Source organism: Candidatus Cardinium sp. cByotN1 (genome assembly GCF_022810525.1).
GTDB lineage: Bacteria > Bacteroidota > Bacteroidia > Cytophagales > Amoebophilaceae > Cardinium.
On record NZ_JAACGG010000014.1, the window covers coordinates 1 to 4,418 of the forward strand.

Here is a 4,418-nt window from a genome sequence, read left to right on the forward strand (position 1 = left end):
ACTCACAACTTTTTATAAGGGCGCATTTTTATTTAGTTTTAGCTAGCCCTTGACCATAGTGGTGAATAGATGCCTTTTTTCTTGATAAAAAAGTAAGAGAAAAAAAACTTATAATCAAGTAAAAGTAATTAAAAATTCCTTAAGTTGACGCCATTAGGTGAACGGAAACTGCTTAAGATTTAAAATATGGTTGGTGATTTTTCTACTGCAACTGCTTCATTTTGTAGATTACTAATGTTTTTAGCTTATACAAAATTTCTAATTCACTTAGACTTAATTCCTCTTTTTATTTTGGGGGATATTTGGATAACCAAATCTGGCCAATAGTAATCCATTTTTACGCCAGTTTGGGGTAACTTTTACACGTTGTTCTAGAAATATTTTCTTCTGGAAAAACTTTTCCAATGCTTCCCTAGCAGCTATACCTAACTTTTTTAGCGCATCTCCTCTTTGACCAATCAAAATCCCTTTTTGGGTTTGCCGTTCTACATGTATAATCGATCGAATTGTAATCAGGTTTTCTCTTTCCTTAAAATCATCGACCACTATTTCTACACTGTAAGGTATTTCTTGGCGGTATTGGTCTAGGATTTTGTTACGTATGATTTCTTGTACAAAAAAACGCTCAGACTTGTCTGTTAAGGTTGCTTCTGGATAATAAGGAGGGTGATTGGGTAACGATTTAATAATATGTTGAATGAGTTGATCGATGTTTTCATTTTTTATAGCTGATATAGGTACAATCGTTATTCCTGGCTTATAGTGCTGCCAATAAGCTATTGCTTGATTAAGTTGATTAGCTTTGATTAAATCAACTTTGTTCAATACCAATATAATTGGTTTTTCAGTACCGTTTTCATCAAGCCACGGAATCACTTCTAGGTCTTGTACATCTACTAACCAGATAAGGATATCGGCATCTGCACAAGCTACTTTTACAGCTTCCATCATAGCCGCTTGTAGCGGATAAGCAGGGGTAATTAAACCCGGTGTATCTATATAAATAATTTGAAAGTTCTTTTCAGAAACGATTCCATAGAGCTTGTGGCGTGTGGTTTGTGCTTTTGAATGGGTAATGGCTAGTTGTTCACCTACTAATAGGTTCATTAAGGTAGATTTACCAGCATTTGGTTTACCAAAAATCGCTACAAAACCAGCTTTATAATTGCTTGTATGTTGGTGCATAAGAATAATATATTTGCAATGTTACAAAAAAACATATAAATTTGTAATAATTCAAGTCATTATACAGATAATCTTTTACGCTTGATTCTTTGAAAAATTTACCGCGGGGTGGAGCAGTTGGTAGCTCGTCGGGCTCATAACCCGAAGGTCATAGGTTCGAGTCCTATCCCCGCAACTTGCTCTCCTTTCTTAACTATCTCCTTGTTTTTTAGCTATATTTTTCGTCAAGCAAAAATCTAACATGCAAATTGCTCTATTATTATGTCTTCATTTAGTGAAAAAGCAACACATACTCCCTCAAGCTTGATTTTTGGTTGCAGAGCAGTTATGGAAACCATATTAGCTGGCCAAACGATTGAAAAAGTTTTTTTTGAAAAAAAAAATAAAACAGTCTTGACCAAATCGTTATACAACCTGGTGCGCAAACATGAAATTCCTTTTAGCTATGTACCCATTGAGAAATTGAATCGCATGGCTCGTGGCAATCATCAAGGTGTTGTAGCAATCCTATCACCTATTGTTTTTGCTCCTTTAGACTGGGTGGTACAAACTACCTTTGAGCAGGCTAAAGTTCCTTTAATAGTCGTATTAGACGGCCTAACAGATGTACACAATATAGGGGCCATTGCTCGTACTGCACTTTGTATGGGTGTTAATGCGTTGGTATTGCCTACACAAGGTAGTGCTGGCTTAGCTGGCGCAGCCATGAAAACGTCAGCCGGTGCACTAGCCACATTACCGATTTGTCGAGTAGCTGACTTAAGTAAAGCCTTGCGTTTTTTACAAGAAAGTGGATTAACCCTATTGGCTTGCCATGCAGAAGCTGCGCAACCAGTATATAAAGTAGACCTAAAACTGCCTATTGCCATTATCTTAGGAGGTGAAGAGCATGGCATAGCGCCCAAACATTTAAGATTAGTTAGCGATCATATTTGCATTCCTATGCAAGGCCCTATTGCTTCTTTTAATGTTTCTGTGGCAGCTGGTATCGTACTATACGAAGTATTCCGGCAACGTTTTGTATAGTAGAGTTATTGCCAATCACATAACTAATAATCAGCTATTGTAACCTATCCATGCACTATTTTGGCAGGACCACGTACAAAAAAAAGCACCCCTTGTAAAATAGTTGCAATCAGCAAGTGGTCTCCTTTTTGCTTGATCAAAAAGGGGGATAAAAATTGCTTTGTACTAGTGGATTGAATGAATACCTCTATATAATTTGTAATTCTTGCTTAGAATTAAATAAACTTGCAAAGTCTTTTAGGTTACTGATAACTGGTTAATCTATTGGCCTACTTTTAAGATTTAAGCATATTTTAACTTGCTTTTTTATTGATAAATAAGTAAAATATGAATGGCAGGTTCAGAAGAAACGATTATAAGCATGCAGCTATATGCTTATAATAAAAGCTATGGATTAGGAGACAATCCATAGCATCGATTAAACTAAACTATAATTGAAACCAACTACATTTATGACAAATAACAAAAATAAATCAATAAGCAAGGGTTTTTTCTCAAAAAATAAATTTCCGGTAGCAATCACGTTATCTGGTAGTTTATTCGTTCATTTACTTGGGTGTAATGCAATGCAAAGTAAGAGTGAACTGGATTTAACATACAAATTTACACCTAATAATAAATTAGAGTTGAATAAGGTAACGAAACGCAATTTCGATGCTGATGATAGGTCATATCAAATTTCTATTATAGAAGACAAACAAAAAAAAAATAGGCTAATAAAAAAGATACACAATTTTTGCGATCTCCTTGTTCAAGCCATTACCATGAATGATCCGAAAAAGACAGATAAACATAAAGCACTACAAAACATTCATCAGCTTGTAAACATGAATTGCATTGAACGGAAAGCTAAATGGAAAACTAACCTGAAATCCGTGAATGAGTGGCAAGAAATGGTTACTCAGATTATCAACAATTACTGTGCTATTATAGAAGATTGCTGTCCTAGAACCTTTACAAAAACAAAAAATAGGCTGGAAAAAAAAGTTAAGAATAAAGATTTTTCCCTAAAAGATTCTGAAAAAAAATTGAAAAATATCTACAAAGCACTTTGTAAAATCTGTAGTTTTACTTTGGTAAAACCAAATGAAATTACAAGCTCAGAAATGTTACTAACATCTATAAAAGAACGACAGAAAAACATAGAAGACGAATGTTCATTATTAAAAAACAGTATTGATAAGTTTGTAATTGAGAGTTCTAACATGCTTTTGTCCACACAAGATGAACAACATAAAAAAATAAACATCGAATTGATATACAATGCTTGTAAAATACTTGATAAAGAAATAAATAGATCTAAATCAACACAAAATATAAATAAAGATCCAAAATTGTTATTAAAGATTATAGAAAAAATAAAAAAATTAATGTACAAGAGATTAGATCTATTAATGAGTAAACTTAATGAGGTTATAATATGGAGCGATGACGTACTTAAGTGGAACAATGAGGTACTTGATATGACTTCTAAGGGACTTAAATGGAGAGAAAAAAATAACTTTAGACCTTATATGAATTTGTTGGAAGATTTCGATGATTACCTTAAAATTAACTGGAACACTAACACCTCTACAAAAGAGGAAGCTAATCAAAATAATTCAGAATCTCATACGAATTCAACCAATTCACAATCTGAGACGAGTTCAATTCACTCAGTATATTCCAATGATTCAGGATACCAGGAGTCTTGTTCACTATCGGACTCTAACTATGCAGACTCTGATACCAATTCAATTCATTCAGAATGTTCTAATGATTCAGGATACCAGGAGTCTACTTAACTATAGGAGTTTAGCGATACAGAAGAGGATAAATCTTATTCTAGAAATACCGATGCAGAATCCTATGCAAATTCAACTGGTAAGATCATCTGTGTCCGTTCACGACTATGACTAAAATTTGATTTTCGGCATTTTTTCGGTATGATTATAGGACAACTTTTTAGCGCAATCGCTCAAAATTTGTTCCAAATTTTAGTAAACAACTAGAGCAAACACTTTTTTCTGCCATAGTCGTGAATGGACAATGGCGTTAACTTAAGGAATTTTTAATTATTTTTATTTGATTATAAGTTTTTTTTATCTTACTTTTTTCTTGATAAAAAAGTAAGCAAAAAATCAAGCCCTAGTAAAAAGTTGCGGAAAGAACCCCTTACAGCTGGAAAAACAGAATCCACCCTGCAAAATCCATTGCAGCTGTTTTTC

Annotated in this window: 3 protein-coding genes and 1 tRNA gene; 3 read left to right on the top strand and 1 reads right to left on the bottom strand. The window is 33.7% G+C overall.

Annotated elements, in window-relative coordinates:
* Positions 1-273 precede the first annotated feature (273 nt).
* Positions 274-1,185: a GTPase Era gene (gene era / locus MUW73_RS00540; protein ID WP_243018545.1), complete on the bottom strand. Its 912-nt coding sequence runs from the start codon at positions 1,183-1,185 to the stop codon at positions 274-276.
* A gap of 102 nt (positions 1,186-1,287) precedes the next feature.
* On the opposite strand from era, the gene MUW73_RS00545 reads away from it, so the two are divergent.
* The 3 genes from MUW73_RS00545 (at position 1,288) to MUW73_RS00555 (ending at position 3,995) form a co-directional block, all read left to right on the top strand.
* Positions 1,288-1,360, top strand: a tRNA-Met gene (locus tag MUW73_RS00545).
* Between the two features lie 86 nt (positions 1,361-1,446).
* Entirely contained in the window at positions 1,447-2,211 is a 765-nt protein-coding gene (rlmB, locus tag MUW73_RS00550; RefSeq protein WP_243018544.1) for a 23S rRNA (guanosine(2251)-2'-O)-methyltransferase RlmB, read from the top strand.
* A 452-nt stretch (positions 2,212-2,663) separates the two neighbouring features.
* On the top strand, positions 2,664-3,995 hold the full coding sequence (locus MUW73_RS00555) for a hypothetical protein (protein WP_243575143.1): 1,332 nt from the start codon (positions 2,664-2,666) through the stop codon (positions 3,993-3,995).
* Positions 3,996-4,418 lie beyond the last annotated feature (423 nt).